The sequence below is a fragment of the Microbacterium sp. dk485 genome (genome assembly GCF_004570445.1).
GTDB lineage: Bacteria > Actinomycetota > Actinomycetes > Actinomycetales > Microbacteriaceae > Microbacterium > Microbacterium wangchenii.
Genome location: NZ_SPQW01000001.1, coordinates 437,626 through 464,450, shown reverse-complemented (window position 1 = coordinate 464,450; position 26,825 = coordinate 437,626). Strand labels below are relative to the sequence as shown.

Here is a 26,825-nt window from a genome sequence, read left to right as displayed (position 1 = left end):
CACCATCAACGACGAAGGAAGGCATCATGAACAGAAAGCTCGCGTCCCTCGCTCTCGCCGGCGCGTCGGCGCTCGCGCTCGCCGGCTGCGCCGGCGGAGGAGGAGGCGGCGGCGGCGACGGCGCCGAGATCCGCGTGTGGCTCGTCGGAACCGACACCCCGCAGGCGGCCAGGGACCATCTCGTGGAGACCTTCGAAGAGGAGAACCCCGGCAGCACCCTCGTCATCGAGGAGCAGACGTGGGACGGCCTCGTGGACAAGCTGACGACGAGTCTGTCCAGCTCCGACAGCCCCGACATCGTGGAGTTCGGCAACACGCAGGCGCCTGCCTTCACGTCGGTGGGTGCGCTGCTGGACATCTCCGACATCTACGAAGACCTCGGCGGGGACGACCTGCTGCCCGGCTTCGTCGAGGCAGGGTCGTTCGACGGGGCGTTCTACGCTGCGCCGCTGTACTCGGGGGCGCGCGTCGTCTTCGCCGACCCGGCGTTCGTGTCCGAGCCGCCCGCGACACTGGACGAGTACGTCGCCCAAGGGATGGAGCTCGCCGCGGCCAACCCGGGCATGTCGGGCGTGTACTTCGCCGGACAGGACTGGTACAACGCGCTGCCGTTCATCTGGGAGCACGGCGGCGAGATCGCCGTGCCGGACGGCGAGGAGTGGGATGCGCAGTTCTCCTCACCGGAATCCCTCGCCGGGCTCACGCAGGTGCAGCAGCTCATGACCACCGCCTCGACGGCGCCGAAGGACGGCGACAACGCCGAACCGTGGACCCCGTACTGCGAGGGGGCGGCGATCCAGTTCTCCGCGCCCAACTGGGCACTCGGCCTGGCCAGCGAGTGCGAGACCGACGACCCGCCCGCCGCTCCGCTCGTGTACGCCCTGCCCGGCGCGGACGGCGACGTCGCGCAGGCGTTCGCCGGCGGATCCAACATCGGCATCTCGGCCAACTCGGCCAACCCCGACCTGGCCAAGAGCGCCCTGCAGATCATCCTGAGCGACGAGTTCCAGACCATCTACGGCGAGAACGGCCTCATCCCGGCCAAGCAGTCCCTCGCCGCGACGCTGGGCGACAGCCCGGAGGCCCAGGCCTTCACGGCCGCCGCCGCCAATGCCAAGCTCACCCCCGCGTCGCCGAACTGGGCCGAGGTGGAAGCCTCCCGCGTGCTGGAGGACTTCTTCGTCCAGGTCGCCCAGGGCGGAGACCTCCCCGCGCTGGCGGAAGCGGTCGACACCAAGATCGAAGACATCCTCAACGGCTGACCCCGCACCCGACATCGGACTCGCCATGCCACGTGTGCACACCGCCCCCGCCCCCGCCGTCAGCGGCGTGGACGGGGAGCGGCTGGTCGCCCCCACGCCCCGCGCCTCTCCCGCCCGGCGGCGCGGGAGGCGCGGGGGATGGACCCCGTACGCGCTGCTGACGCCGGCGCTCATCGTCCTGGCGGCGCTGTCGGCGTGGCCGCTCCTGCAACTGGTGATCATGTCGTTCCAGGAGTTCGGGCGCGCGCAGGTCTTCGGCGCGCCGGCAGAGTTCATCGGTGCCGGCAACTACGTCGCGGTGCTGACGGATCCGGAGTTCTGGCGCGTGCTGTCGCGCTCGCTGGCGTTCGCGGCGGTGTGCGTCGTGCTGACGATGGTCCTGGGCGTGCTCGTCGCACTGCTCATGCGGCGCCTCGGGACGGCGCTGCGCACGCTCGTGTCCGTCGGCCTCCTGCTGGCCTGGGCGATGCCGCCGCTGTCGGCCACGATCGTGTGGGGCTGGATCTTCGACACGCAGTACGGCGTGCTCAATCACATCCTCAGCCGCTGGTTGGGCCTGCCGTTCGAGGGGCACTCGTGGCTGCTCGCGCCGGAGAGCTTCTTCCTCGTCGCGACGGTCATCATCGTGTGGGGCGCGGTGCCCTTCGTCGCGTTCACCGTCTACGCCGGCCTCACGCAGGTGCCCGACGAGGTGATGGAGGCGGCGCAGCTGGATGGTGCGGGATCGACGCAGCGGTTCCTGCTCGTGGTGATGCCGTATCTGCGGCCGCTCCTGACGATCGTGACGATCCTGCAGGTGATATGGGATCTGCGCGTGTTCACGCAGATCTATTCGCTGCAGTCCATCGGCGGCATCGCCGATCAGACCAACACGCTCGGGGTGTACATCTACCGCGTGTCCCTGGGGTCGGGGGACTTCGGCGTCGGCGGGGCCATCTCGGTGCTCGTCGTGCTGCTGCTGGTGGCCCTGTCGGCGTTCTACGTGCGCCGCACCGTGAAGGAGGAGACGCTGTGACCCCCCGCCTCCGCCGGCGCGCGGGCTCGATCGCGGCCGGGATCGCGGCGATCGCGGTGTTCGTGGCCTCGGCGTTCCCGGTGTACTGGATGGTCAACACCTCACTGCAGCCCAACGGGCAGGTGCGCGGCAGCGAGCTGCGGTTCTGGCCGGAGAACGCGACGCTGGAGAATTACCTCGGCGTCATCTTCCGTGCCGACCGCGCGCCGTTCCTGCCGGCGCTGGGCAACTCGCTCGCCGTCACGCTCCTCACGGTGCTCGTGGCGCTCGTGGTCGCCTTCCTGGCAGCCCTCGCCGTCTCGCGGTTCCGGTTCCGATCCCGCGCGGCCTTCCTCGTGGCGATCCTCATCGTGCAGATGATCCCGGCCGAGGCGATGATCATCTCGATCTTCCGGCTGGTGGACGGATGGCACCTGCTCAACTCCGTCATCGGCCTGACCGCGGTGTACGTGGCCACGGTGCTCCCCTTCACGATCTGGACGCTGCGCGGATTCGTGCAGGGGATCCCGGTGGAGCTGGAGGAGGCGGGCATGGTCGACGGCCTCAGCCGCGCGCAGGCGTTCTGGCGCGTGACCTTCCCGCTCCTGGCGCCGGGGCTCGTCGCGACGGGCGTGTTCGGCTTCATCCAGGCCTGGAACGAGTTCGTCTTCGCCCTCGTGCTCAATCCCCGTCCCGACGCGATGACGCTGCCGGTGTGGCTGCGCACCTTCCTCGACCCCAACGGCGGCATCAACTGGGCCGAGCTCATGGCCGGGTCCACGCTCGTCGCGGTGCCGGTGGTGGTGTTCTTCCTTCTCGTGCAGCACCGCATGACCAGCGGCCTGGTCTCCGGGGCGGTCAAGGGCTGATGCCGGCACACGCACCCGCGGAGGCGGCTTCCCGCATCCGCATCGGCCTCGACGTGGGCGGGACCAAGACCGATGCCGTCGCGCTCGCCGCCGACGACTCGGTGCTCGCGCGCGTGCGGCGCGCGAGCGGATGGGGTGCGGAGGGGACCGTCCGCGGCATCCTCGCCACCGTCGCCGAGCTGACGGCGGACCCGCGCATGGCCGGTCGCACGGTCGCCTCGATCGGCATCGGCGTGCCGGGGCAGGTGGATGCCGACGGCGCACGCGTCGTGCACGCGGTGAACCTCGGCATCGACCGGCTCGACTTGGCCGCGCACGTCGGCGGCTCGCTCGGCGTGCCGGTACGCGTGGAGAACGACGTCAAGGCGGCCGCGGCGGGGGCGTGGCGCCTGCACGGGGGAAGGGGGACGCTGGCCTACCTCAACGTCGGCACGGGCATCGCCGCCGCCCTCATCGTGGACGGGGCGGTGTGGCGGGGCTCCCGCGGGGCCGCCGGCGAGGTGGGCCACGTCTCGGTCGACCCCGCGGGGCCGCCCTGCGCGTGCGGTCAGCGCGGATGCATCGAAGCGCTCGCCGGCGGAGCATCCGTGGCCGCACGGTGGGGCACGGCCGCGGCGCATCCCGTGCGCGCGGTGTTCGACGCCGCGGAGGCCGGTGACGAACGCGCTCGCGCGCTGCGCCGCGACGTGGTCGCCGGGATCGCGGCGGCGGTGCGGATTCTCGTGCTGACCACGGATGCCGATACGGTCGTTCTGGGCGGCGGACTCACCGCACTCGGCCCGCGCTTGACCGACGACGTCGCCGCGGCGCTGCACGACAGCGCTGCGGGGTCGGAGTTCCTGCGGTCGGTGGGGGTGGCCGAGCGCCTGAGGGTGCTGCCGGCCGGATCGCCGGCGGCCGCGGTGGGTGCCGCGCTGGTCGGCACAGAAGTGGAGGTACTCAGTCGTGGCTGAAGTCGTGATCGTCCCCGATCGCCGGACCGCCGGGGCCCTCGTGGCCGACGAGGTGGCGCGGCTCGTGCGCGAGCGCCCCGACACCGTGCTGGGAGTCGCCACCGGCTCGACCCCGCTGCCGGTGTACGAGGCGCTGCGCGAGCGCCTGGACGGCGTCGACCTCTCCCGCCTGCAGGCGTTCGCCCTCGATGAGTACGTCGGCCTGGATCCGCAGCATCCGGAGAGCTACCGCTCCGTGATCCGGCGCGAGGTCGTCGAGCCGCTGGGCCTGGACCCGCGGCGCGTGCACGTCCCCGATGGGTCGGTGGAGGGGATCGCGGAGGCGGGGGAGAAGTACGAGCAGGCCATCGCCGCCGCCGGCGGAATCGACCTCCAGCTGCTGGGCATCGGCACCGACGGCCACATCGGGTTCAACGAGCCGGGGTCGTCGTTCGCCTCCCGCACGCGCGTGAAGACCCTCACCCGCCAGACCCGGGAGGACAACGCGCGCTTCTTCGACGACGTCGACGAGGTGCCGCGCCACTGCATCACGCAGGGACTCGGGACGATCCTGGATGCGCGCCACCTCGTGCTGCTCGCCTTCGGGTCGGGCAAGGCCGAGGCGGTCGCCGGAGCCGTCGAGGGCCCCGTGACCGCGTCGCTGCCCGGCTCCGCGATCCAGCTGCACCCCCGCGTCACCGTCGTGATCGACGAGGAGGCCGCCGCGGGGCTCCGCTTCGCCGACTACTACCGCGAGACCTACGCGCACAAGCCGGCCTGGCAGGGCCTCTGACGCTCCGGCGGCGCGTCGGTCAGGGGGCGAAGACCTTGCCGGGGTTGAGGATGCCGGCCGGATCGAACACGTGGGCGATCTGCCGCTGCAGCTCCCACTGATCCCCGCCCAGCTCGTCGGCGAGCCACCGCCGTTTGAGCACGCCGACGCCGTGCTCGCCGGTGAGGGTGCCGCCCAGGGCGAGGGCGGCCTGGAACAGCTCGCCCGCCGCCTGCCAGATCTCCTCGGGCACCTCGGGACCGGGGACGACGAAGTTGGGGTGCAGGTTGCCGTCGCCGGCATGGGCCACGGTGGGGATCGCGATACCGTAGCGGCGCTCCAGATCGGCGATCACGTCGAACATCGCCGGCAGCGCGCTGCGGGGCACCGAGACGTCTTCGATGAGCGTCGTGCCCGCCGTCTCCCACGCCGGATGCATCGAGCGGCGGATGGAGAGGAGGTGAGCGGCCTGCGCCTCGTCGGCGGCGACCACGACGACGCCGCCGGCTGCCACGAGCGTCGCCGCGATCGCGTCGGCCTCGGCCGTCGCGGCCGGACCGTCGGTCTGCACGAGCAGCTGCGCGGCGCCGGGGGCGGGGGCGGGCAGCCCCAGGTAGGCGTGGGTGCGGGCGAGGCTCGTCGCATCCATGAGTTCCATGATCGCCGGCTGCACACCCGAGGCGGTCACGGCGGCGGAGGCGACGGCGGCCGTGCGCACATCGGGGAAGGTCGCAGACAGCGTGCGCACCTCGCCGGGGATGAGCCGCCGCAGCTTCAGCGTCGCGGCGACCACGACGCCCAGCACGCCCTCCGATCCGATCACGAGGGACGTGAGGTCGAGACCCGTGACGCCCTTCACGCTGCGGTGGCCGAGGCGCAGGAGCCGTCCGTCGGCGAGCACGAGGTCGACGCCGAGGACCGCGTCGCGCACGACGCCGTACTTGGCGCACAGCAGCCCGCCGGCGCCCGTGGCGATGTTGCCGCCGACGGTGGAGATGTCGCGGCTGGCGGGGTCGGGCGCCCACCACAGGCCCTGTTCGGCGAGGACCGCGTTCAGATCGGCGTTGATGATCCCCGGTTCGACGACGGCGAGCAGGTCGTCACGGCGCACCTCGAGGATGCGGTCCATTCCGCGCAGCGACAGGGAGATCTCGCCCTCACCGGTGTTGGCGGCGCCGGCCAGTCCCGTCCCCGCGCCGCGGGGGACCACCGGCGTCCCGGTCGCGGAGGCGATCCGCAGAACCGCCTGCACGTCGGCGACCGATCCGGCGTGCACGACGGCCAGCGGCAGGCCGGCGGCGGCGTGCCCGGACTTGTCGGCGCGGGCGGCGTGCAGCGCGTCGGGCGTCGTGTCGACGCGGTCGCCCAGCTCGGCGACGAGCCGCGCGACGACGTCGGAGCTCACGACAGGCGCCGGCGTCCGGTGACCAGCCCGAACGCCACGGCGACGACGCCGTAGCCGAGCCCGATCCACGGCTGCCCCATGCTCCACCATGCGATCGTGGCCGACAGGTACACGAGCAGTTCGACCACGGCGCGGATGAAGGGATGCACCGCCAGCACGGCGCGCGGGGAGACGAACAGCGCCCAGATCAGGATCGCGACCACGGGTGCGCCGATGCCGAACACGAGGTTCCAGGGGAAGGCCCAGGCGGTGAAGCCCCACAGGGCGAGGGTTCCGAAGGCGACCAGGCCGCACAGGACGGAGATGACCTCCACGACCGAGACAGCGGGCCGCGTGCCCGGTTCTGCCGGGGCTTCGGGACGCACGTACGGGGTGTCGGTCATGGCCCTCATTCTACGGCGGGCCTGCCGCGCGAACGCTCAGGGGACGGGTGCCCCGGCGGCCCACACCGCGCGCACGGTCAGGTCGGCGTCCAGGAGCACGGCGTCGGCGCGGGCACCCGGGCGCAGGTGTCCCACCTCGGGCGCGCCGATGGCCTGGGCCGGCGTGGCCGTGACCGCGCGCAGCGCGTCGGCCAGGCCCACTCCGGCTGCCACCGCCGTGCGCACCGCCTGGTCCTGCGTGAGGGTCGACCCCGCGATCGCGCCACCGTCGGCCAGGCGCGCGACGCCGCCGGAGACCTCGACGTCGAGCCCGCCGAGGGTGTACCGGCCATCGCCCACCCCCGTGGCGGCCATCGCGTCGCTGACCAGGGCGATCCGCCCCGGCGCCGCCGCGAACGCGATCCGGACGAGCTCGGGGTGCACGTGCACGCCGTCGGCGATGAGCTCGACGGTCACACGCTCATCCGTCAGGGCGGCGCCGGCGGGTCCCGGCGCGCGGTGGTGCAGACCCGGCATCGCGTTGAACACGTGCGTCAGGATGCGGGCGCCGGCGTCGAACGCAGCAGCCGTCAGCGCCGCATCCGCGCCGGTGTGCCCGATCGCCGCGACCGCGCCGGCCGCCGTCAGCTCGCGGATGGCGTCGAAGGCGCCGGGCAGCTCGGGGGCGATCGTGACCTGGCGCACGGTTCCCCCGCCCGCCGCCAGCAGGGCGTCGACGACGACGGGGGAGGCCAGGGCGGCGGGGTCGTGCGCACCGCGGTGGCCGGGGTCGAGGAACGGGCCCTCCAGATGGGAGCCGAGGATGTCGCCGTCGGCGCGGGTGAGCTCGGCGATCAGGCGCGTGCGCCGGACGAGGTCGTCGAGGGGTGCGGTCACCAGCGACACGACGGCGCTCGTCGTGCCGTGGCGGCGGTGCAGCGCGCGGGCGGCGCGGATGGCGTCGGCCCCGTCGTCGAAGGCGAACCCACCGCCACCGTGCCCGTGGATGTCGACGAACCCGGGTGAGAGGATCGCTCCCGGGCCGGCGAGCTCCGCCGCATCCACGACGGTGTCGGCGGGGGCGTGGCGCCACGTGCTTCCCGTGCCGTGCTCGGCGACGCGGCCGTCGGCGAAGCGCACCCACGCCGCATCCGTGCGCGTGCCGCCGTCGATGAGCGACGCGGAATGGACGATCGTGCTCATTCGCTCTGCCACGGGATCTCGGGCGAGGCGGTGAAGGCGATCCCCAGCGCCGACCACAGAGGCCCCAGGCCCCCCACACGCGCGCGGAACGACTCCCACGTGCGTGCGGCGCTCGCCGACGGGGCGGGGGACCAGCCGATCTCGGCGACGGCGGCCAGGCGCGGGAACACCAGTGCATCGATGTCGGCCGGCGTCCGCACCGTCTCGGTCCACAGCGGCGCCTCGACCCCGAGGATGTCGCCGGGCTCCACCCCCGGCAGGAGTCCCGCCGGCTCCCACTCGTAGGCGCGCTGAACGCTCGTGGGGCCGTCCGCCCACATCAGGCCGAGCGGGAAGTCGGCATCGGGCTTCATGTCGAGGTATGCGGCATCCGAGGGGGAGAGGATCACCGACGACGCCCGGGCGGCCGTCGTCGAGGGGCTCGGGGTGACGAAGCCCCAGTACTGCGCGACGAGCCCGGCCGGCAGCGGCTCGACGGCGGCGGCCTCGTGCCACGCGATCGCGGTCTTGCCGGCGGCGGCGATGATGCCGACCGTGCGCGCGATGACCGCGGCGTAGTCGGCGCGGTCGGTCCCCAGTGCCTCGTCGCCGCCGAGGTGCAGGTATGGGCCCGGGGTGAGGGCGGCGAGCTCGCCGAACACGTCGGCGAGAAAGGCGTCGGTGCGTGCGTCGCCGATCCGCAGGGACGAGAATCCCACCGCGATGCCGGTGTAGGGCTGCCCGGCGACGGGCACCGCCGCGCCGGCCGCCTCTGCGTCGGCGCGCACCTCGTCGGTGAGAACGGGGTCGGCGGCGATGTCGGGGTAGGCCAGGCCCACCGCGTGCGTGTGACCGGGGATGTCGATCTCGGGCACGATCGTGACGTGCCGGGATGCCGCGTGCGCGAGGATCCGCGCGTAGTCCTCCTGCGTGTAGAAGCCGCCGTCGTCCCCGCCCACCGCCGTGCCCGCCGCGCGGGCGGTCAGCTCGGGGCGGGAGCGCAGCTGCAGGCGCCAGCCCTGGTCGTCGGTGAGGTGCAGGTGCAGGTGGTTGCACTTGAGCGAGGCCGCGCGGTCGATGAACGACATGACCGCCTGGACGCCGAAGAAGTGGCGTGCGACATCCAGCATCACGCCCCGGTAGGCGAACCGCGGGGCATCCTCGATCTCCACCGGCGGGAGCACCCACGCGCCCTCCTGCTGACGGAGCAGCTGGGCGAGGGTCTGCACGCCGTAGAACAGCCCCGCCGCATCCGCACCCGTGACGGTGACCGACGCCTCCTCGACGGTGAGGACGTAGGACTCCGGCGCAGCCGGGTCGTCCGGCCCATCCGCGGCGACGCGCAGGCGGATGCTGCCGGATGCCGCGCGGGCCGGCTCGATGCCCGTGCGAGCCCGCACGAGGCGGGACAGTTCGGCGGCCGCACCGGCATCCCCCGCGACGGTCGCGCCGGCGAGGGGGAACGGGGTGCCCTCGCGCGTGCGCAGGGCGGCGGGGAACGGCACCACGGTCGGTGTCGGCACGATGCTCCTTCGCGGCCGGCGGGGCGGCCTCGGCTTGCGTCTGACGCCGGTGGCAGTGCGGCGTTTCCCCACTGTATCCCCGAGGCGGTACGCTGGGCTGGTCGCAACTGGCGTTGAGGTGGGGAACCACCGGGGAGCGACCGAACGACGGCATTCGACCGCACGCCTGGGCCGATGTAGGACTTTCCCATTCCGCAGCCGACGTCGAGGAGACTCCCGTGTCCGACCCGTATTTCAACGCCCCCCTTGCCGAAGTCGATCCGGAGATCGCCCAGGTTCTCGAGCGCGAGCTCGACCGCCAGCGCGGATACCTCGAGATGATCGCATCCGAGAACTTCGTGCCCGTCTCGGTGCTGCAGTCGCAGGGCTCCGTGCTGACGAACAAGTACGCAGAGGGCTACCCCGGGCGCCGCTACTACGGCGGCTGCGAAGAAGTCGACGTCGCCGAGGAGCTCGCCATCGCCCGCGCCAAGGCGCTGTTCGGCGCGGAGTTCGCCAACGTGCAGCCGCACTCGGGCGCCACCGCCAACGCCGCCGTGCTGCACGCGATCGCCCGCCCCGGCGACACGCTCCTGGGTCTGTCGCTGGACCAGGGCGGCCACCTCACGCACGGCATGAAGATCAACTTCTCCGGCCGGCTGTACAACATCGTCGCGTACGGCGTCGACACCGAGACGTCCCTCATCGACATGGACGAGGTCCACCGCCTGGCCGTCGAGCATCAGCCGAAGGTCATCATCGCCGGGTGGTCGGCCTACCCCCGCCAGCTCGACTTCGCGCGGTTCCGGGAGATCGCCGACGAGGTGGGCGCGCTGCTGTGGGTCGACATGGCGCACTTCGCCGGCCTCGTGGCCGCGGGCCTGCACCCCAACCCCGTGCCGCACGCGCACGTGGTGTCCTCCACGGTGCACAAGACGATCGGCGGGCCGCGGTCGGGCTTCATCCTCACCAACGACCCCGAGCTGGCGAAGAAGATCAACACCGCGGTCTTCCCCGGCCAGCAGGGTGGCCCGCTCATGCACGTGATCGCGGCCAAGGCGACGGCGTTCAAGCTCGCCGCGACGCCGGAGTTCCGGGAGCGTCAGGAGCGCACCATCCGCGGCGCCGCGATCATCGCCGAGCGCCTGTCGCAGCCGGATGTCGCGGCCGCCGGCATCTCGGTGCGCTCGGGCGGCACCGACGTGCACCTCGTGCTCGTCGACCTCCGGGACGCCGAGATCGACGGCAAGCAGGCCGAAGACCTGTTGCACGAGATCCACATCACGGTCAACCGCAACGCCGTCCCGCACGACCCGCGGCCGCCGATGGTGACCTCGGGGCTGCGGATCGGCACGCCCGCCCTCGCGACGCGCGGCTTCGGCGACGCCGAGTTCACCGAGGTCGCCGACGTCCTCGCGCAGGCGCTCCTGCCCGGCGCCGACGTCGAGGCGCTGCGGATGCGCGTGGCCGCCCTGACCGCCGCGTTCCCGCTGTACCCCGGCCTGTCGGCCTGACCCCGCCCAGGACCCGGCGCGCCCGCCCTACCCGCACCACCCGCCCCACCCCGCGCACCGCGCCCCGCGCCATCCGCGAGACTGCACGTCACCGGCCAGACCGCGACATGATGTCAAGGTCTCGTCAGCGGCAAGCAGTCTCGCGGAGCCGCGGACCAATCAGAGAGGATTACGGATGACGGCTGTACGACTGGACGGCAAAGCCGCCGCAGCGCAGATCAAGACCGAACTGGCCGAGCGCGTCGCAGCGCTCAAGGAACGCGGGGTGACCCCCGGGATCGCCACGGTGCTCGTGGGGGCCGATCCCGCCTCGCAGCTGTACGTGGGGATGAAGCACCGCGACTCCGAGGCCATCGGCATGAACTCGATCCAGGTGGAGCTTCCCGCCGAGTCGACGCAGGAAGAGGTCGAGGCCGCGATCGACGCGCTCAACGCCGATCCCGCGTGCCACGGGTACATCGTGCAGCTGCCGCTGCCCAAGCACCTGGACACCGACGCGATCCTCGAGCGGATCGATCCCGCGAAGGACGCCGACGGGCTGCACCCCACCAACCTCGGGCGCCTCGTGCTCAACGTCAACGGCCCCATCACGACGCCGCTGCCGTGCACGCCCCGCGGCGTCATCGAGCTGCTGCAGCGCAACGGCTACGACCTGTCCGGCAAGGACGTCGTGGTCGTCGGCCGCGGCGTCACGATCGGCCGCTCCATCGGGCTGCTGCTCACGCGGCGCGAGATCAACGCCACCGTGACCCTCACCCACACCGGCACCGCCGACCTGTCGCACCACCTCCGCCAGGCCGACGTCATCGTGGCCGCCGCGGGCGTCAAGCACATCGTGCGCGCCGAGGACGTCAAGCCGGGAGCCGCCGTGCTCGACGTCGGCGTCACGCGCGAGACCGATCCCGAGACGGGCAAGAGCCGCGTCTACGGCGATGTCGCCCCGGATGTCGCCGAGGTCGCCGGATGGCTCTCGCCCAACCCCGGCGGCGTGGGCCCGATGACCGTGGCCCTGCTCATGACCAACGTCGTGGAGGCCGCCGAGCGCGCCGCATCCTGACCCGCGCCGCCCCCGCCCCTCCGCGAGACTGCACGCCACCGGCGAGACCGCGACATAAAGCCGCGGTCTCGCCGGTGCGCTGCAGTCTCGCGGTGGGGGGTGGGGTCAGAGGTCGTCGAGCATGCGGCGCTGCTCGTCGGTGAGACCCTCGTTGCGGCGGGCGGATGCGGCGGACCCGGATGCGGCGGACCGGGGCGCGGGCGGCGGGGTGAACCCGGCCGACCCGGGGGCGGGCGGGGCGAAGCCGCCGGAAGCCGGCGGCACAGGCGGCACCGAGCCGCGGACGTCGGGGCCGGTCGTGGCACGACGGCCGGCCGTGGCGCGGTCGTACAGCTCCGCCGCGCGGGCCTCGATGCGGTCGTCGACGAGGTCGTAGATCGCCCACGCGATCAGCAGGAAGATCGGCGGCACGAACCAGCCGAACACGAAGCCGCGCACATTGACGCCCGTGAAGAGTACGAGCAGGACCCAGATGATCGCGGCGACGCCCAGCACGACGACGTATTGCACGAGCTTCTCGGCCAGCCACGACCGCTGCGCAGCCGACCGTGCCGCCATCGAGCGGAACCAGCGGTGGATCAGCGGCTTCAGCCAGATCGTCGCAGCCGCGAGCACGGCCCCGGCCCACAGTGCGGCCAGGCCGACGCGCACGCCCGGCACGAGCGCGCCGATGACCAGCAGCACGACGACGTCGAACACGTACAGCGAAGCGAAGCGGATGATCCAGGCCCTCATGCTCCCAGCCTGACACAGGATGCGGCCGCCGTCGCGGTCAGCGCAGCTGCACCAACCGGGTGACGTCATCGCTCGGGAGAGCGTCCACCACCGCCGTCACGGTGATGTCGGTGAGCGTCGCGCGACCGCCCACGATCGTGAGGAAGGCGGTGTCGGCCGCGTCGCGCCCCGTCGCGATCCGCACGAGCGACGAGCGCGGCGCGAGGGTCGTGGCGTCCACGACCTGCCACGCGCCGTCCACCCACGCCTCGGCGACGGCGTGGAAGTCCATCGGCGCCAGACCCGGCGCGTAGACCGACACCACGCGCGCCGGGACGTCCCGCGCACGCAGCAGCGCGACGCACAGGTGCGCGAAGTCGCGGCACACTCCCCGCCGGTTCAGGAGGGTCCGCACCGCGCCGTCGGTGGGCAGACTCGCCCCCGACATGTACGCGAGCTCGGTCCCCACCCATGACGACACCGCCGCGAGCAGCTCGGCCGGGTCGTGGATGCCGGAGAACTCGGCCCACGCGGTGGGGCCCAGGGCGTCGGACTCGGCGTAGCGGCTGGGCCGCGTGTACACGAGGAGGTCGGTCGGTGAGGTCGGCAGATCGCCGGCGGGCTCGTCGACGCGCGCGGTGTACGACACCTCCAGCCGCCCCGTTCCGCACCGGATGCGGTGCAGGCGCGTGCCGTGCGCGTCAGGGAGCTCCTCGACATCGACTTCCGCGCCGTCCAGTGACGCCACGAGCCGCTCGGTGGCGGAGGGGTACACGGAGGAGACGGCGACCGCGAACACGAGGTCGGCCGCTTCGGTCACGTCCAGGACGATGGTGCTGGCGACATCCCGCTGCATGATGCCAGCGTGGCACGGATCCGTGCACGCGGCTCCGCTCTGGTAGGAACGGAGCATGCTGACCCTGCACGGCGCCGACCGGATTCTGATCGACGCCCGTACGGAGCGCACCGGGAAGCTCGTTCTCGACGACGAAGGGCGCGTGGCGCCTCCGGATGCGGCGGGCGCCGCCGGCGGCGGCGAGACGCTCGACGTGTCGGGCTGCGTCGTGACGCCGGGGCTCGTGAACGCCCACCACCACCTGCTCCAATCCGGATTCCGCACCCTCCCCGGGACGCGGGGCGTCCCGATGCGCGAGTGGCTGCCGACGATGGCGGCGGCATATGCCGCCGCCGGCATCGACGCGTCGCTCGCGGCGGCGACGGCGGGCGTCGGGATCGCCGAGTCGCTCCTGTGCGGAGTGACCACCGTCGCCGACCATCACCTCAACTGGCCGCAGGCCTCGCGCGATCCGGTCGCCGACGCCGTGGCGATCGCCCGGGCGGTCGCCGCGACGGCGCACACCCTCGGGGCGCGCCTGGTCTTCGTGCGCGGCTCGGCGCGGGACGACCCGGGCGAAGCCGCCGCCGGCGCGGACGCGATCGCGAGCGCCCTGCTGGCCCCCGGGCACACCGGTGGCGTCACGGATGACGGGATGCTGCAGCTCGCGGTGGGGCCGGCCGGCGTGCACTCCGACCCCGCGGCGACCTTCCGTGCGCTGGGGGAGGTGGCCGCCCGCCACGGGCTGCGCCGCCGGACGCAGGCCAACGAGCAGGTGGACACCGAGATCGCGCTCGAGCGGTACGGCCGGCGTCCGCTGGACCTCCTGGCCGAGTGGGGCTGGCTCGCCGAAGATGTCACCATCGCCCACCTGTGCGACGTCACCCCGGAGGAGATCCGGCGGCTGGCCGAGGCGGGCGTCTCCGCGACGCACGCGCCCGGATGCGACGTGCCGATGGGGTGGGGTGTCGCCCCGGTGGCGGAGCTGCTGGCCGCCGGCATCCCCGTGGGCCTCGGCACGTCGGGGGGAGGGTCCAACGACGCCGGGCATCTGCTGGGCGACGCGCGGCTGGCGATGCAGGTGTCGGCCCTGGTGGGACCGCCCCTGCCGGCGCGCACGGTGCTCGGCATGGCGACGGAGGGGGGTGCGACCGGCCTCGGCCGCAGCGACCTCGGTCACCTGCGTGACGGGGCGCGCGGTGACGCGTGCGTGTGGGACCGCCGCGGCGTCGCGGATGCCGGTGTCGCCGATCCGGTCGCCGGGCTGCTGTGGGCCTCGCCGGGCCGTCGTCCCCGCCACGTTCTCGTCGGCGGTCGGGTCGTGGTGCGCGACTACCGGCTCGTGAGTGCGGACGAGGACGACCTCGCCGGTGCCCTGGGGGCGCGGCTGGCCGCGTCAGAGGTCTAGCACGAGGGCGGGGCACGCCGCGCGCGAGACGCACACCATCATGACGGTGTCCTCGGCCTGCTCGAGCGGTGTCAGCACGGAGTCGCGGTGCTCGACCGCGCCTTCCAGCACGGGCGCCTCGCACGTGCCGCACGTCCCGCGCCGGCAGCTGGAGAGCACCATCGTGGCGGGGGACTGCTCCTCGATCGCCTCGAGCACCGACTGCCCGGGCGCGACGGTCACGGTCTCGCCGCTGAGGGCGAGTTCGACCTGGAACGGGCCCGGCCACACCGGCGGCCCGAACTCCTTCGCCTCGAACCGCTCGACGTGCAGCGCCGCCTGCCGCTCCGCCGGCATCGCGGCCTCCGCCGCCGCGATGAGGCGGGCCGGACCGCACACGTACACCGCGGTCGCCGCATCCGCCTCGGCGCACACGGCGGCCACATCCAGCCGCATGCCCTCGTCGGCCGCATGCACGCGGACGCGGTCGGGGTGTCGTTCGCTCAGCTCGCGGACGAAGGCCATCGTCTCGCGCCCGCGGCCGGCGTAATCGAGCGTCCATTCGGCCCCGGCCTCTGCCGCCGCCTCGGCCATGGCGCGGATGGGGGTGATGCCGATGCCGCCCGCGACGAAGCGGTAGCGCGTGCCGGGGGTGATCGCGAAGTCGAAGTGGCTGCGCGGCCCGCGCACGCGCACGCGCTCGCCCACCCGCACCTCCTCGTGCAGGCGCACCGATCCGCCGCGGCCGGCGTCTTCCCGGAGCACGGCGATGCGCCACGTGGACCGGTCGGCGGGATCGCCGCACAGCGAGTACTGGCGCTCCACCCGCTCGGCGCCGGCGGGGGAGGGGAGGATGACGTCGACGTGCGCGCCGGGGGTCCATGCCGGCAGGTCGCGCCCGTTGTGCGCGACGAGATCCAGCGCGACGACGCCGGCGGCGATCTCGGTGCGGGCGGCGACGACCAGGTCGCGTTCGACATCGCTGAAGTAGCTCACGTGTGCTCCGGTGGGTTCGTCTTCGCGGCTCAGGCTAACCCCCGTCGCGGCCGCGTCCGGACCCGCGCGGGGTGTCGTCGCGGAGTCGTCACGCAGCGCGGCGAGTCGTAACAGGCACGCAACAGCAGGGGTGCGCGGCGGAAACAGCCGGGGCGTTCAATGAGGTCACCATGTTGGCCAGACCAACACGCTCGACGGAAGGGGACCGATGATCCCGGTTCACCCGGACCAGCTCACCCCCGGTTCGACGGTCGCGCAGTTGCGTGACGTCTGGACGAGCGCCGGCGCGACGGGGACCCTCGCCTTCGACGGCGACGTCGTCGCCTCACCCGGGAACCCGCCGGCCGCCGGCGAGGTCGTGGATGCGGCGGGGTGGATCGCGATGCCTCCCCTGTGCGACCTGCACGCCCACCTGGACAAGGCGTACACGTGGGAGGCGGCGGGGCGCCCGGAAGGGTCGCTCGAAGACGCCGTCGCGTGCTGGAGCGGATTCGGCCGCACCCTCGGCTTCGAGCAGATGAAGGCCAACGGGCGTCGTCAGCTGCGCGCCGCACTGAGCGCCGGCGTCCTCGCGATCCGCTCGCACGCCAACTACCACGAGGGCCCCGACCCGCTCCGCGGCATCCGTGCCCTCGTCGAACTCCGCGAGGAGTTCCGCGGCCTCGTCGACCTGCAGGTCGTCGCGATGCACGGTCATGACCGCGACGACGGACTCGTCCGCGACGGGATCGCGCTGGGCGCCGACCTCGTGGGGGCGGCGCCGCACCTCTCACCCGACTCCGCCGGCGAGGTCGCCCGTGCGCTGCGGCTCGCGGAGGAAGCCGGCATCGGCGTCGACCTCCACACCGACGAGACGCTCGATGCGCGGTCCACGGATCTGCTCACCCTGGCACGCGGCACCCGGCACTGGCCGGCCGAGCGGCCGCGGTCTGCGGGGCACTGCGTGAGCCTGGCGGTGCAAAGCCCGGGGCGGCTGACGACGATCCTCGATGCCGTCGCCCAGGCGCGCGTCAGCATCATCACCAACCCGCTGACGAACCTGTATCTGCAGGGCTGGCGCCATCCCGTCGCCACCCCGCGCGCCATCCCCCCGCTCGCGTCGCTGCTCGCGGCGGGCGTTGAGGTGGCGGCGGGCGGCGACAACGTGCAGGATCCGTTCAACCCCCTCGGCAACGGCGACATGGTGCCGGTCGTCGGGGCGCTCGTCCTGGCCGGTCATCTCTCGCCCGCACGCGCGTGGGAGGTCGCCGCCGCCGGCGGCCGGCGCGTCTTCGGGCTGGCGCCGGCCGACGGACGGCCAGGGGACGCCGCCGACGTGCTGCTGGTGCGGGCCTCCTCGGTCGCCGAGGCGGTCGCCGAGCACGCCCCCGATCGCATCGTCATCCGCGCCGGGAGGGTCGTGGCGGTGCGCCGCACCGCGATCGACACGGTCGCCCAGGATGCGCTCGTGGGGGAGGCCGCATGACCGCCCACGCCGTCGCGTCCCCCCGCGCCCCAATCCCCGTCCGAACGCGGACCCACCCCCTTCCCTCCAGGAGGCATGCATGAGCACTGCAACGACCATGGCACCGCAGGCCCTCGCCACCGCCACTGCGCCCACCCTCCGCTTCGACGACGTCACGAAAGACTTCGCCACCGGGACCCGCGCGCTGGCGGGCGTGTCGCTGTCGGTCTCGCGCGGGGAGTTCGTCTCGGTCGTCGGACCGTCGGGATGCGGCAAGTCCACACTGCTGCGGCTCGCCTCGGGCCTCGAAGGTGCGTCGGCGGGCACCGTCGACAACAGCGCTGACGTCACGAGCTTCGTCTTCCAGGATCCGACGCTGCTGGAGTGGCGGTCGGCGCAGAAGAACGTGGAGCTCGTCGGAGAGCTCGCCGGCGTGCCGGCGGCCGAGCGGCGCCGTCGCGCGGCGGAGGCGCTCGACCTCGTCGGGCTGGCGGGGTTCGAGCCGCAGCATCCCCGCGCCCTGTCCGGCGGCATGCGCATGCGCGTGTCGATCGCGCGAGCCCTCGTCGCCGAACCGGGCCTGGCCCTCTTCGACGAACCGTTCGGGGCCCTGGACGAGATCACGCGCCTGAAGATGCAGACCGAGCTGCAGCGGCTGTTCCAGCTCAAGCAGTTCGCCGCGATGTTCATCACCCACTCGATCTCGGAGGCGGTGTACCTCTCCAGCCGGGTCATCGTCATGAGCGGTCGCCCCGGACGCATCGTCGAGGACATCCCGCTCCCGTGGTCGTATCCGCGACCGCCGGAGCTGCGCTACGAACCCGAGTTCGGCCGCATCGCCGGTCACCTGTCGAAGACTCTGGAGGGTCACGCATGAGCGACGACGTCCTCACCGCCGCCCGGCCGGGGCCCGCCGTGACCGCCGGGCCGGCGCCCGCCCGCCCTGTGCGTGGGGGCGCAGCCGTCCGCGCGGGTGGACGCGCGCTGCCGATCGTCCTGGCGATCCTCGGCATCCTCGTGCTCTGGTACGCCGTCTCCTACCTCCTGCTCGCCCCGAGCCGGCGGTTCCTGCTCCCACCGCCGCACGCCGTGTTCGCCGAGAGCCTCGGCAATCCGCAGGTCATCGCGCCGATGCTCGCCGCTTTGGGCCAGACGACGATGGTCGCCCTCATCGGGCTGGCGATCGCGGTGGCCGTCGGCATGGGATGGGCGATCCTGATGTCGCAGTGGCGCCTGGCCGAGCGCGTGCTCTACCCGTACGCGGTGATCCTGCAGACGATCCCCATCCTCGCCCTGACACCCCTCATCGGCATCTGGATGGGCTACGGGATCCCCGCCCGGATCGTCGTGTGCGTCATCATCGCGGTCTTCCCGATGATCTCCAACACGCTGTTCGGACTGCAGTCGGCCGAGGCATCGGCGCACGATCTGTTCACCCTCAACCGCGCGTCCCGCTGGGCGCGGCTGTGGAAGCTGCAGCTGCCCGCGGCGATCCCGTCGATCTTCACCGGCCTGCGCAACGCCGCCGGACTGTCGGTCATCGGCGCCATCGTCGGGGACTTCTTCTTCCAGCAGGGCAGCCAGGGTATCGGCGGGCTGCTGCGGACGTACACGCTGCGGCTGAACATGGAGCCGCTGTTCCTCGCGATCATCTTCACCGCCCTGTTCGGCGTCCTGGTCTTCTCGGTGTTCGCCGCGCTGGACCGAGTGATCGTCGGGCGCCTGTTCGGCCTCAAGCCGCGCTGATCCCCGCATTCCCCTCCGCCCTCACCCGACCCGTCCTCAGAGGAGAACCCGTGTCCACATCCGCCCGTGCGCGCATCACCCGTCTGCTGGTGACCTCCGGCACCCTCGTCGCCGTCACCGTCGCCCTCGCCGGCTGCGGCAGCCCGGAGAGCCAGCCCGCCGCCGTCAACACCGCCGCGCCCGCCGACGCCGGCGGCGCGCTGGATCTGACCGGCAGCTGCCCCGAGACCGTCGTGATGCAGCAGGACTGGCAGCCCGAGGCCGAGCACGGCGCCATGTACTCCCTGGTCGGCGAGGACTACGTCATCGACGCCGAGGCGAAGTCGGTCAGCGGCTCCCTCATCGCGCAGGGCGTGGACACCGGCGTCGACATCGAGGTGCGCCCAGGCGGACCCAACGTCAACTTCCAGCCCGTGCCGGCGCTCATGTACCTCGACCCCGAGATCCTCATCGGCGCGGTGAACTCGGATGTCGCCATCGTCGCCGCGGCGGATCAGCCCACCGTGGCCGTGACCTCACAGCTGACGTGGAGCCCGCAGATCCTGATGTGGGATCCGGAGAGCCACGACGGGGCGAGCACGATCCCCGAGGCCGCTGCCGGCGGGGCACCCGTCGTGACCGCCGGCGACGTCATCCCGACCCTTCTGGTGTCCAAGGGCATCATCGAGGCGTCCCAGATGGATCTCAGCTACGAGGGCACCCCGCAGCGGTTCGTGTCCGACCCCACGATCCTGCAGCAGGGGTTCGTGACGGCCGAGCCGTACATCTACGAGGAGGAGATCTCGGAGTGGGCCAAGCCGGTCGGCTATCAGCTGCTCTCCGAACTCGGATACTCCATCTACCCCGAGCCGCTGGCCGTGCGCCCGGAGACGATCGAGGAGTACGGCGACTGCCTCGCCAAGCTCGTGCCGATCATGCAGCAGGCGCAGATCGACTTCCTCGCCGAACCCGACGACACCGTCGCGCTGATCCTCGAACTCGTGGAGGCCTACCAGACCGGGTGGACGTACTCGCAGGGCGTCGCGGACTACTCCGTCGAGCAGCAGAAGGCGCTCGGCATCGTCACCGACGACCCCGCGACCGGCGTGTTCGGGCACCTCGACCCCGAGCGAATGGAGTCCATCGTCGCCGACTTCGTGCCGATCCTCGTCGAATCCGGCAGCATCAGCGCGTCGGACGCGGAGCAGATCTCCGCCGAGTCGCTCTACACGAACGAGTTCATCGACATGGACATCTCGATGGAGTGACCCTGCCGATCGATCCAGCCGACGCATCCGAAGGGGACACCGCATGACGAGGCCGACCGCCGCGCACTCACTCGGGGTGCCGGAACTCCTTGACCACGAGCGCCCGGCACGTCGTTCCCGGCGACGTGCGCCACAGATGGCGGACGCCACCCTGATAGTGGATGGAGTCACCGGCGGCGAGGGGGATCTCCTCCTCCTCCAGCACGACGGTCAGCGCGCCCTCCAGCACGTAGACGAACTCCTCCTCGTCGTGCTCCCACCAGATGCCGTCGTCGAAGCTGCCGCTGAAGATCATCGGCAGGAAGGGCGGCGCGCCGGCGGGGCCGAGGACCTTCACCGGTCCGCCGCCGGAATCCAGCGGCGAGCCGGCACCGGCGCGCACCACGTGGTGCCCACCGCGGCGCCGGGGCGGCGCGTCGTCGGTGAGCAGCGCCTGCTGCGTCGTGCCGAGGGTGCGCGCGATCCGGAACAGCGACGCCATGCTGAGCCGCTCGAGTCCACGCTCCACCTGGCTGAGGAACGAGTGGGACAGCTCCGCCTGGGCAGCCGCCTGGGCCAGCGTCATGCCGCGCTCCTGACGCAGGGCCCGGATGCGTGCGCCCAGGGCGCGCGCGGCCTCGTCGGGACTGGCCGGCCCGCCCGGGCGTCTCCGTCGCGATTCGGCCACTGCTGCAGCGTACCCGCCGGCGCCCCCAGGCGCGCACGGCTCCCGCTCGGACGCGGGAGACCGCATCCGGCAACGAGGAAGGACGAACATGGACGGTCGTGACCCACTGGAAGCGGAGCTGACGGCGCTCCTCGGACCCCGCGGGGTCAGCAGCGACCTGCGTCAGCGGGAGAAGGCGTCGGTGGACGGCGCGCGGATGTCGCCGATCATCGCCGAGCTGCTGCCGCTGGGGATCGCCGATCTCGTGGCCTTCCCCACGTCCGCCGCGGAGATCGCCGCCGTCGTGGGGGTCGCCGCCCGCCACGGCGTGGCGATCACCCCGCGCGGGAAAGGCACCGGCAACTACGGCCAGGCCCTCCCGCTCCTGGGTGGACTCGTGCTCGACACCTCGCGCGCCCGCAGCGTCATCGAGGTGTCCGACGGAGTCATCACCGCGGATGCCGGCACCCCCATGGCGACCCTCGAGCAGGCCGCCCGCGCCACCGGTCAGCAGCTGTGGATGTACCCCTCCACGGTGCACTCCACGATCGGCGGCTTCCTGGCGGGGGGATCCGGCGGCACCGGGACGATCGCGCACGGCGCGAACCACATGGGCTTCGTCGTCGCGCTCGACGTCGCCACGCCCGCATCCGGCGGCGAGCTCGTGCACGTGGAAGGGGACGAGGCCCTCGCTTTCGTCCACAACTACGGCACGGCCGGCATCATCGCGCGCGCCTCGGTACGGCTGGAGCCGCTGCAGGACTGGCGTGGCGTGTACGCGTCGTTCCCCGACTTCCCCGGGGCGCTGTCGGTTCTGCGCGAGCTCGGCCGCCTGCAGCCGGCACCCCGCCTCGTCTCCGCGGACACGCCGCACATCACGGCGCAGCTGCCCGCCGACCCCGCCTTCCCGGCGGGGCGCAGCTCCCTGCGGATGATCGCCGACCCGGCCACGGTGGCGGCCGCGCGGGCACTCATCGAGGGCGCCGGCGGCCGCGTGGAGGACGTCCGCGAAGGGCCGCAGGTCTCGGCGGCGATCTCCGTGCTCAGCTACAACCACCCCATCGAGTGGCTGCAGAAATCCGAGCCGGGCGTGTACTTCCACGTCGAGGTGTCCGGCGACGCCCTCGTGGAGCGCATCGACGAGGTGCACGCCGTCTACCCGGGCGGGATGCTGCACATCGAGGCCGGCCACACCGTCCCCATCGGTATGCTCGCCGGCGTCTACGAGAGCCCCGAGGCGGTGTACGACGGCATCGACGCGCTCACCGCGCTGGGGGTCGGCGTGCACAACCCGCACCAGTGGAACGTGGACTTCCGCCTCGCCGAGACCGTGGCACGCGCGGCGGAGACCGACCCGGACGGCCTCCTGAACCCGGGCAAGCTGAACCCCGCGTACGCCGGGCCCACGAAGGGCGCCATCCGGTGAGCGACCCGTCCGCGCCCGCGACCCGGTCGTGGGCCGACCTGTCCGGTCCCGCCCTGGACGCGGCGCTGTCCGAGCGCTCGATCGCGGTCGTCCCCGTCGGCGCCATCGAGCACCACGGCCCGCACCTGCCGCTGCGGACGGACGCGCTGATCGCGGAGGCCGTGGCATTCGCCGCCGTGACGCGTGCCGCCGCATCGGGGCTGGACGTGTGGCTGCTGCCGACGGTGTCGTACGGCAAGTCCGACGAGCACTACTGGGCCCCGGGAACCGTGTGGCTGGAAGGCACGACACTCCTGGAGCAGCTCGTGGAGATCGGGCGCTCGATCGCCCTCACCCGCGCGCGCACGGTGGTCTTCGTCAACGGCCACGGCGGCAACGTCATGCTGCTGGGCTGGCTCAACCGCGAGCTGCGCCGCCGCTTCGGGCTGCGCTCGTTCTCGATGTCGGCGGGCGCCGGCGGCGCCGGCGACGGACTCGAGGGGCGCCCCGACGAACTCGGGCAGGGCATCCACGCCGGCTTCGCCGAGACCTCCGTCGTGATGCACCTCGCGCCGGGCCTTGTCTCCCCGGACCTGCCCCCGCGCAACGTGCCGGAGCGGATCGCCGGGCTGCGGCACATCGGATTCAACGCCAAGCCGGTGATGTTCGGCTGGACCAGCGACGACTTCGGGCCCACGGGCGTGATCGGCGACCCCACCGGAGCCAACGCCGCCCACGGGCGCGAGCTGTTCGAGCGCGGCGTCGCGTTCGTCGCCGACGCGCTCGCCGAGATCGACGGATTCGTCTTCGGTTAGGAGAGCCCGACCATGCCATCGACCACCGACGCCCCCACCGATCCCGCCGGCGCACCGGTGCTGGGCGGCACGCCCGTCGCCGACCCCGCCCGCCTGGCCGCATCGTGGCTCCCCGGCCCGGACGAGGAGCCGATGCGCATGACGCTGTCGACGATCGATGCGAACGGATTCCCCCGGGCCCGCACGCTGCTGCTGAGCGAATACGACGGCGACCGCTTCTTCTTCCACACCGACGCACGCAGCCGCAAGGTCGCCGACCTGGGAGCCGATCCCCGCGTCGCGCTCACGATCCTGTGGCCGGATGCCTCTCGGCAGCTCGTCGTGCAGGGCACCGCGATGCCGGCGTCGGCGGACGAGTGCGCCGAGGCGTACCGGCGGCGCTCGCCGTACCTGCAGCAGCTGGCGTGGCTGAACACCGCCGAGTACGCCCAGCTGCCCCTGGCCGAGCGCGAGGCGCGATGGTCGCGGTTCCGCGAGGAGCGGGCGGCGCCGCCGCAGCCGCCGGGATGGGTCGGATTCGGCGTGCGGCCCCACCGCATGCTGTTCTGGGCGGCACATCCGGATGCCGCCAGCCGCCGGGTGGAATATGTGCGCACCGAGGACGGCTGGCGCCGGTCGTACCTGCCGGGGTGAGGCGGTGTCAGTAGCCGGCGCGGTCGGCGTCGGCTGCGGTGGGCACCCAGCGGGCAGCGAGGGCCTCGGACCCGCGCGCGAGCAGGGCGACGTCGGCGCCCACGAGCACGAAGGCGGCGCCGGCGTCGAGGTAGGCCTGCGCGGCGGCCGGGTCGAACGCGTTGACGCCGACCGGCTTGCCGGCGCCGCGCACGGCGTCGAAGGCGCGGTGGACGGCGGCCACGACATCCGGATGCGTCTGCTGTCCGAGCAGCCCCATCGAGGCGGCGAGGTCGCTCGGGCCGACGAACACCCCGTCCACGCCGTCGACGGCGGCGATGTCGGCCGCCGCGGCGACGCCCTCGACGTTCTCGACCTGCACGAACAGTGACACGTGCGCATCGCCGTCCTGGAGGTACCCGTCCACGCGGTTCCAGCGGCCGGAGCGGGCCAGCGCCGACCCCACGCCGCGCACCCCGCGCGGCGGGTAGCGCACCGCCGCGACGAGGTCGCGCGCCTGCTCGGCCGACGAGACCATGGGGACGAGGATGTTCTGCGCCCCGGTGTCCAGCACCTGCTTGAGCGTCACGACGTCGCCGATCGGCACGCGCACGACGGGGGTGGACGGGTACGCCGCCACCGCCTGCAGCTGCGCCAGCACGCCCTCCAGCCCGTTGGGGGAATGCTCCATGTCGATCAGGAGCCAGTCCAATCCGCCGCCCGCGCAGATCTCGGCCACGAGGGGGCTGCCCGAGCACACCCATATGCCTGCGAGCGGGCGGTCGGCGGCGGCGAGGGCGTCGCGGAAGGTCGGGGTCAGAGAAAGCGGCATGCGATGGTCCCCATGGGTCCGTAGTCGGCCAGGACGGTGTCGCCCGGGTGCACCCACATGGGCCGGGTGAAGGAGCCGGCGAGGATGACCTCGCCCGCCTCCAGCCGGTCGCCGTGCTGCGCGAGCTTGTTCGCGAGCCACGCGACGCCGGCGGCGGGGTGGTTCAGCACCGCCGCGGCCACCCCGCTCTCCTCGATGGTCTCGTTGCGGTACAGCAGCGCCGACACCCAGCGCAGGTCCACCGCATCCGGTGCCGTGGGGTTGCCGCCGAGGATCATGCCCCCGTAGGCGGCGTTGTCGGCGATGGTGTCGACGATCGTTCGGCCTTCGAGCTCGATGTGGGAGTTGAGCACCTCGAGGGCGGGGACGACGTACTCCGTCGCGCGCAGGACGTCGAACAGCGTGCACGCCGGGCCCTCGAGCGGATGCGCCAGCACGAACGCGAGCTCGACCTCGATGCGCACGTTGGAGTAGTCCGCGTGCCGCAGCACCGAGCCGTTCTCCCACACCGTGTCGTCGAACATGACGCCGTAGTCCGGCTCGCTGATGCCCGTCGCCGCCTGCATGACCTTCGAGGTCAGGCCGATCTTCCGGCCGACGAGGCGCCGGCCGTCGGCTACGCGAGCGTCGCGCCACATCCGCTGGATCGCGTAGGAGTCCTCCACCGTGGCCTCGGGGTACCGCGCGGTGATGCGCGGGATGACACCGTGCGTGCGGTCGGCCTCGGCGAGCTCGGCCGCGATCGCGGCGATGGTCTCTGCGTCGAGCATGGGTGGTCTCCTTCGTTGTCAGACTAGCGAGCCCCGATTCCCGAACTCCCCGATTCCCGAACTCCTCAATACCGCGGCCGGATCCGGCCGAATGCCGCTGGGTGGGCCCGGCCGGGGCCGATCTTGAGGAGTTCGGGAGGGGGAGGTGGCCGGGGAGCCGGCTCCGGCGCGGGGTCGCTCCGGGTGGGGCTCCCGGCCCGCGACCCGGTCGTCGGAGCCGGCTTCGGCGGGGAGCGGGGGGCTCCGTCAGCCCACCCCACATCCCGAACTCCTCAATTCCGGGGCCGGATGCGGCCGGAAGCCGCTGGTCGGCCCCGGATCGGGCAAGTTTTGAGGAGTTCGGGAGGGGGAAGGGGGTTACAGCTGGTGGCCGAGCTTGTACTCGCCCTGCTTGTACTCCGGCATCGACTCCTCGCCCTCGTCGCGGCGCGTGTAGGAGAACCCGTCGGCGCCGATGGTGACGGCCATCTCCGACGTGTCGGTGCGGGCGACGACCTCCTTCGGGTTGCCGTCGAGGTCGAGCACGAGCGATGCCTCGGTGTACCACGACGGCACGACGGGGTTGCCCCACCAGTCGCGGCGCTGGTTGTCGTGCACGTCCCACGTGATGACGGGGTTGTCCGGGTCGCCGGTGTAGTAGTCCTGCGTGTAGATCTCCACGCGGTGCCCGTCGGGGTCGCGCAGGTACAGGTAGAACGCGTTCGAGACGCCGTGGCGGCCGGGGCCGCGCTCGATCGCGTCCGAGCGGCGCAGGGCGCCGAGCTTGTCGCAGATCGCGAGGATGTTGTGCTTCTCGTGCGTGGCGAAGGCGACGTGGTGCATGCGCGGCCCGTCGCCGCCGGTCATAGCGGTGTCGTGCACGGTGGGCTTGCGGCGCATCCACGCCGCGTAGACGGTGCCCTCCTCGTCCTGGATGTCCTCGGTCACGCGGAAGCCCAGGTCCTGCATGAACTTCACCGCGCGCGGGACGTCGGGGGTCACCTGGTTGAAGTGGTCCAGTCGAACGAGCTCACCGGGGATGTGGAGGTCGTACCGCCACGCGAGACGCTCGACGTGATCGGTCGCGTAGAAGAACTCGTACGGGAAGCCGAGCGGATCCTCCACGCGCACCGAGTCGCCGATGCCCTTGGTGAAGCCGCCTTCGCGACGCTCGACACGGCAGCCGAGCTCGGAGTAGAAGGCGACGGCCTTGTCCAGGTCTTCCGGCGTGCGGACGCGGTAGGAGAACGCCGCGACGGCGGCCACCGGACCCTGCCGGAGCACGAGGTTGTGGTGGATGAACTCCTCCGTCGAGCGCAGGTAGATCGCCTCGCCGTCCTCCTCCGTGACGTACAGGCCCAGTACGTCGACGTAGAACTGCCGCGAGGCGGCCAGATCGGTCACGACGAGCTCCATGTACGCGCAGCGCAGGATGTCGGGCGCCGGCGCCGAGGGGGTGGGGATGGGGTCGTCGGTGGCGATGGGCGCCTCCTGCGACACGTAGAAGCCGGAGGAGGTGAGGGTCATATCGTCGCGGTGGGACATG

At 72.6% G+C, this 26,825-nt stretch carries 26 protein-coding genes and 1 riboswitch; of the genes, 15 read left to right on the top strand and 11 right to left on the bottom strand.

All coding sequences use genetic code 11. The features are described 5' to 3' along the window. Positions 1 to 26: 26 nt before the first annotated feature. The 5 genes from E4V99_RS02185 to nagB are packed head-to-tail and all read left to right on the top strand — an operon-like array spanning position 27 to position 4,850. Positions 27 to 1,262 carry an extracellular solute-binding protein gene (locus E4V99_RS02185; RefSeq protein ID WP_135063927.1) on the top strand — a complete coding sequence of 412 codons (1,236 nt, stop codon included), beginning with the start codon at positions 27 to 29 and terminating at the stop codon, positions 1,260 to 1,262. Between the two features lie 25 nt (positions 1,263 to 1,287). Next, positions 1,288 to 2,277 (top strand): sugar ABC transporter permease, encoded by a 990-nt coding sequence (locus E4V99_RS02180; RefSeq protein ID WP_135063930.1) that lies wholly within the window; start codon positions 1,288 to 1,290, stop codon positions 2,275 to 2,277. After that, entirely contained in the window at positions 2,274 to 3,125 is an 852-nt protein-coding gene (locus E4V99_RS02175) for a carbohydrate ABC transporter permease (protein ID WP_240742811.1), read from the top strand. The genes E4V99_RS02180 and E4V99_RS02175 overlap by 4 nt, the downstream gene beginning before the upstream one ends. Next, a complete protein-coding gene (locus E4V99_RS02170) occupies positions 3,125 to 4,078 on the top strand; it encodes an ROK family protein (RefSeq protein ID WP_245233099.1) in 954 nt (317 codons plus the stop codon). Before E4V99_RS02175 ends, E4V99_RS02170 begins: the two co-directional genes overlap by 1 nt. Beyond that, on the top strand, positions 4,071 to 4,850 hold the full coding sequence (nagB, locus tag E4V99_RS02165) for a glucosamine-6-phosphate deaminase (RefSeq protein ID WP_135116307.1): 780 nt from the start codon (positions 4,071 to 4,073) through the stop codon (positions 4,848 to 4,850). Before E4V99_RS02170 ends, nagB begins: the two co-directional genes overlap by 8 nt. 19 nt (positions 4,851 to 4,869) lie before the next feature. Here nagB and E4V99_RS02160 read toward each other — a convergent pair whose 3' ends face one another. Genes E4V99_RS02160 through E4V99_RS02145 form a run of 4 tightly spaced genes read right to left on the bottom strand, consistent with a single transcriptional unit; the run spans position 4,870 to position 9,301 of the window. Then, positions 4,870 to 6,234 (bottom strand): FAD-linked oxidase C-terminal domain-containing protein, encoded by a 1,365-nt coding sequence (locus E4V99_RS02160; protein ID WP_245233098.1) that lies wholly within the window; start codon positions 6,232 to 6,234, stop codon positions 4,870 to 4,872. Then, positions 6,231 to 6,617, bottom strand: coding sequence for a YrdB family protein (locus E4V99_RS02155; RefSeq protein ID WP_135116305.1), 387 nt, complete (start codon positions 6,615 to 6,617; stop codon positions 6,231 to 6,233). The genes E4V99_RS02160 and E4V99_RS02155 overlap by 4 nt, the downstream gene beginning before the upstream one ends. 36 nt (positions 6,618 to 6,653) lie before the next feature. Beyond that, positions 6,654 to 7,799 carry an N-acetylglucosamine-6-phosphate deacetylase gene (gene nagA, locus E4V99_RS02150; RefSeq protein WP_135116304.1) on the bottom strand — a complete coding sequence of 382 codons (1,146 nt, stop codon included), beginning with the start codon at positions 7,797 to 7,799 and terminating at the stop codon, positions 6,654 to 6,656. Further along, entirely contained in the window at positions 7,796 to 9,301 is a 1,506-nt protein-coding gene (locus tag E4V99_RS02145) for a beta-N-acetylhexosaminidase (protein WP_135116303.1), read from the bottom strand. The genes nagA and E4V99_RS02145 overlap by 4 nt, the downstream gene beginning before the upstream one ends. A gap of 93 nt (positions 9,302 to 9,394) precedes the next feature. Beyond that, positions 9,395 to 9,480, top strand: a riboswitch (ZMP/ZTP riboswitch). 39 nt (positions 9,481 to 9,519) lie between these two features. On the opposite strand from E4V99_RS02145, the gene glyA reads away from it, so the two are divergent. Beyond that, positions 9,520 to 10,794, top strand: coding sequence for a serine hydroxymethyltransferase (gene glyA, locus E4V99_RS02140; RefSeq protein WP_135116302.1), 1,275 nt, complete (start codon positions 9,520 to 9,522; stop codon positions 10,792 to 10,794). Between the two features lie 175 nt (positions 10,795 to 10,969). Then, a complete protein-coding gene (locus E4V99_RS02135) occupies positions 10,970 to 11,851 on the top strand; it encodes a bifunctional methylenetetrahydrofolate dehydrogenase/methenyltetrahydrofolate cyclohydrolase (protein ID WP_135116301.1) in 882 nt (293 codons plus the stop codon). A gap of 105 nt (positions 11,852 to 11,956) precedes the next feature. On the opposite strand, the gene E4V99_RS02130 is transcribed toward E4V99_RS02135, so the two are convergent. Next, positions 11,957 to 12,586, bottom strand: coding sequence for a hypothetical protein (locus tag E4V99_RS02130; RefSeq protein WP_135116300.1), 630 nt, complete (start codon positions 12,584 to 12,586; stop codon positions 11,957 to 11,959). A gap of 37 nt (positions 12,587 to 12,623) precedes the next feature. Beyond that, entirely contained in the window at positions 12,624 to 13,421 is a 798-nt protein-coding gene (locus E4V99_RS02125; RefSeq protein WP_135063956.1) for a transglutaminase family protein, read from the bottom strand. A 55-nt stretch (positions 13,422 to 13,476) separates the two neighbouring features. Between E4V99_RS02125 and E4V99_RS02120 the strand changes: the two genes are divergently transcribed. Beyond that, positions 13,477 to 14,808, top strand: a complete 1,332-nt coding sequence (locus E4V99_RS02120) for an amidohydrolase family protein (protein WP_135116299.1) — start codon at positions 13,477 to 13,479, stop codon at positions 14,806 to 14,808. Here E4V99_RS02120 and E4V99_RS02115 read toward each other — a convergent pair. After that, a complete protein-coding gene (locus E4V99_RS02115) occupies positions 14,797 to 15,783 on the bottom strand; it encodes a PDR/VanB family oxidoreductase (RefSeq protein ID WP_135063961.1) in 987 nt (328 codons plus the stop codon). The genes E4V99_RS02120 and E4V99_RS02115 overlap by 12 nt on opposite strands. Positions 15,784 to 15,991: 208 nt before the next feature. On the opposite strand from E4V99_RS02115, the gene E4V99_RS02110 reads away from it, so the two are divergent. From E4V99_RS02110 to E4V99_RS02095, 4 genes are all read left to right on the top strand, one after another. Beyond that, positions 15,992 to 17,248, top strand: a complete 1,257-nt coding sequence (locus tag E4V99_RS02110) for an amidohydrolase family protein (RefSeq protein WP_135063964.1) — start codon at positions 15,992 to 15,994, stop codon at positions 17,246 to 17,248. Positions 17,249 to 17,327: 79 nt separating this feature from the next. Further along, complete coding sequence (locus E4V99_RS02105) at positions 17,328 to 18,104, top strand: ABC transporter ATP-binding protein (protein WP_135063967.1); 777 nt, start codon at positions 17,328 to 17,330, stop codon at positions 18,102 to 18,104. Next, a complete protein-coding gene (locus E4V99_RS02100; RefSeq protein ID WP_135116298.1) occupies positions 18,101 to 18,973 on the top strand; it encodes an ABC transporter permease in 873 nt (290 codons plus the stop codon). The genes E4V99_RS02105 and E4V99_RS02100 overlap by 4 nt, the downstream gene beginning before the upstream one ends. A 50-nt stretch (positions 18,974 to 19,023) precedes the next feature. Next, the gene (locus tag E4V99_RS02095; protein WP_209305575.1) at positions 19,024 to 20,220 is read left to right on the top strand and encodes a hypothetical protein; all 1,197 of its coding nucleotides are present in this window, start codon (positions 19,024 to 19,026) and stop codon (positions 20,218 to 20,220) included. Positions 20,221 to 20,287: 67 nt separating this feature from the next. On the opposite strand, the gene E4V99_RS02090 is transcribed toward E4V99_RS02095, so the two are convergent. Continuing rightward, entirely contained in the window at positions 20,288 to 20,887 is a 600-nt protein-coding gene (locus tag E4V99_RS02090; RefSeq protein ID WP_240742814.1) for a cupin domain-containing protein, read from the bottom strand. An 88-nt stretch (positions 20,888 to 20,975) separates the two neighbouring features. Here E4V99_RS02090 and E4V99_RS02085 point away from each other — a divergent pair, with 88 nt between their 5' ends. From E4V99_RS02085 to E4V99_RS02075, 3 genes are read left to right on the top strand one after another with little or no spacing between them, the layout of a single operon-like run. Continuing rightward, entirely contained in the window at positions 20,976 to 22,292 is a 1,317-nt protein-coding gene (locus E4V99_RS02085) for an FAD-binding oxidoreductase (RefSeq protein WP_135116296.1), read from the top strand. After that, positions 22,289 to 23,086, top strand: coding sequence for a creatininase family protein (locus E4V99_RS02080; protein WP_135116295.1), 798 nt, complete (start codon positions 22,289 to 22,291; stop codon positions 23,084 to 23,086). The genes E4V99_RS02085 and E4V99_RS02080 overlap by 4 nt, the downstream gene beginning before the upstream one ends. Before the next feature lie 12 nt (positions 23,087 to 23,098). After that, the gene (locus E4V99_RS02075; protein ID WP_135116294.1) at positions 23,099 to 23,719 is read left to right on the top strand and encodes a pyridoxamine 5'-phosphate oxidase family protein; all 621 of its coding nucleotides are present in this window, start codon (positions 23,099 to 23,101) and stop codon (positions 23,717 to 23,719) included. A gap of 7 nt (positions 23,720 to 23,726) precedes the next feature. On the opposite strand, the gene E4V99_RS02070 is transcribed toward E4V99_RS02075, so the two are convergent. The 3 genes from E4V99_RS02070 to hpaD form a co-directional block, all read right to left on the bottom strand. Continuing rightward, the gene (locus tag E4V99_RS02070) at positions 23,727 to 24,530 is read right to left on the bottom strand and encodes an aldolase/citrate lyase family protein (RefSeq protein WP_135116293.1); all 804 of its coding nucleotides are present in this window, start codon (positions 24,528 to 24,530) and stop codon (positions 23,727 to 23,729) included. Continuing rightward, positions 24,515 to 25,300, bottom strand: coding sequence for a fumarylacetoacetate hydrolase family protein (locus E4V99_RS02065; RefSeq protein WP_135064003.1), 786 nt, complete (start codon positions 25,298 to 25,300; stop codon positions 24,515 to 24,517). Before E4V99_RS02065 ends, E4V99_RS02070 begins: the two co-directional genes overlap by 16 nt. A gap of 357 nt (positions 25,301 to 25,657) precedes the next feature. Then, positions 25,658 to 26,824, bottom strand: a complete 1,167-nt coding sequence (gene hpaD, locus E4V99_RS02060) for a 3,4-dihydroxyphenylacetate 2,3-dioxygenase (RefSeq protein ID WP_135116292.1) — start codon at positions 26,822 to 26,824, stop codon at positions 25,658 to 25,660. Position 26,825: the final 1 nt, after the last annotated feature.

Bases quoted from the DNA above. Each gene is read 5' to 3' on its own strand.
- nagA (WP_135116304.1), bottom strand. From the start codon at position 7,799: ATGAGCACGATCGTCCATTCCGCGTCGCTCATCGACGGCGGCACGCGC.
- E4V99_RS02180 (WP_135063930.1), top strand. From the start codon at position 1,288: ATGCCACGTGTGCACACCGCCCCCGCCCCCGCCGTCAGCGGCGTGGAC.
- E4V99_RS02185 (WP_135063927.1), top strand. From the start codon at position 27: ATGAACAGAAAGCTCGCGTCCCTCGCTCTCGCCGGCGCGTCGGCGCTC.
- E4V99_RS02170 (WP_245233099.1), top strand. From the start codon at position 3,125: ATGCCGGCACACGCACCCGCGGAGGCGGCTTCCCGCATCCGCATCGGC.
- E4V99_RS02120 (WP_135116299.1), top strand. From the start codon at position 13,477: ATGCTGACCCTGCACGGCGCCGACCGGATTCTGATCGACGCCCGTACG.
- E4V99_RS02075 (WP_135116294.1), top strand. From the start codon at position 23,099: ATGCCATCGACCACCGACGCCCCCACCGATCCCGCCGGCGCACCGGTG.
- E4V99_RS02105 (WP_135063967.1), top strand. From the start codon at position 17,328: ATGAGCACTGCAACGACCATGGCACCGCAGGCCCTCGCCACCGCCACT.
- E4V99_RS02135 (WP_135116301.1), top strand. From the start codon at position 10,970: ATGACGGCTGTACGACTGGACGGCAAAGCCGCCGCAGCGCAGATCAAG.
- hpaD (WP_135116292.1), bottom strand. From the start codon at position 26,824: ATGTCCCACCGCGACGATATGACCCTCACCTCCTCCGGCTTCTACGTG.
- E4V99_RS02070 (WP_135116293.1), bottom strand. From the start codon at position 24,530: ATGCCGCTTTCTCTGACCCCGACCTTCCGCGACGCCCTCGCCGCCGCC.
- E4V99_RS02125 (WP_135063956.1), bottom strand. From the start codon at position 13,421: ATGCAGCGGGATGTCGCCAGCACCATCGTCCTGGACGTGACCGAAGCG.
- E4V99_RS02155 (WP_135116305.1), bottom strand. From the start codon at position 6,617: ATGACCGACACCCCGTACGTGCGTCCCGAAGCCCCGGCAGAACCGGGC.
- E4V99_RS02100 (WP_135116298.1), top strand. From the start codon at position 18,101: ATGAGCGACGACGTCCTCACCGCCGCCCGGCCGGGGCCCGCCGTGACC.
- E4V99_RS02065 (WP_135064003.1), bottom strand. From the start codon at position 25,300: ATGCTCGACGCAGAGACCATCGCCGCGATCGCGGCCGAGCTCGCCGAG.
- E4V99_RS02110 (WP_135063964.1), top strand. From the start codon at position 15,992: ATGATCCCGGTTCACCCGGACCAGCTCACCCCCGGTTCGACGGTCGCG.
- E4V99_RS02085 (WP_135116296.1), top strand. From the start codon at position 20,976: ATGGACGGTCGTGACCCACTGGAAGCGGAGCTGACGGCGCTCCTCGGA.
- E4V99_RS02130 (WP_135116300.1), bottom strand. From the start codon at position 12,586: ATGAGGGCCTGGATCATCCGCTTCGCTTCGCTGTACGTGTTCGACGTC.